Annotated in this window: 1 protein-coding gene; it reads left to right on the forward strand. The window is 73.1% G+C overall.

The window, feature by feature from the left end; all coding sequences use genetic code 11:
* Window positions 1-284 precede the first annotated feature (284 nt).
* On the forward strand, window positions 285-614 hold a 330-nt coding region (locus tag G3N99_RS41190), incomplete at its 3' end, for a universal stress protein (RefSeq protein ID WP_206125307.1).

Below are 614 nucleotides of genomic sequence, written 5' to 3' on the forward strand. Positions count from 1 at the left end.
TGGTGGGAGGCGCGTCGGCGCGATCGGGTGGGTGGGCCATCGGGGCAGCAGTCGGAATCCGGCGGTGCCGTGCGGGCCAGCGTCCGGGGTGGGTGTGGGGGGAAGGATCGGTCGAACCGCGTCCGCGCGTCAATCCCCCCCCGCGACGAGTGGGGCCGCACCGGCGCCGCATCGATAGCATGGGTTCCGATGCATGACGAACACCACGAGGAGCCCACCCATGAAGATCGTATCGACCGGCACGCGGCGCAGCGCGCCGCTCGCCGGATAAGCGGAGCGGCACGATGTACCGCCATCTGCTCGTGACGGTCGACGGCGCGCCCGGCGGCATCGACGCGATCGGCCATGCGCTCGAACTGGCGCGCGCGGTCGGCGCCCGGGTCACGTTCATGCTGCCCGACGCCGCACCGGACTCGCGTTTATCCGGAGCGCGGCTGCCGGACCACGGTGCGAAAGTGGAAGCCGCCGCACGGGCGCAAGGGCTGTCCCATGCGATCGCGGGGGCCGGCCATCCGGGGTCCGGCCATCCGGGGTCCGGCGATGCGACGCCCGGCACGCTTGCGGCCGAACTCGGCTGCGACCTGATCAGCGTCGCGGCGCTGCCGCACGATGCC

The organism is Burkholderia sp. Ac-20392 (assembly GCF_017104585.1).
Classification (GTDB): domain Bacteria; phylum Pseudomonadota; class Gammaproteobacteria; order Burkholderiales; family Burkholderiaceae; genus Burkholderia; species Burkholderia lata.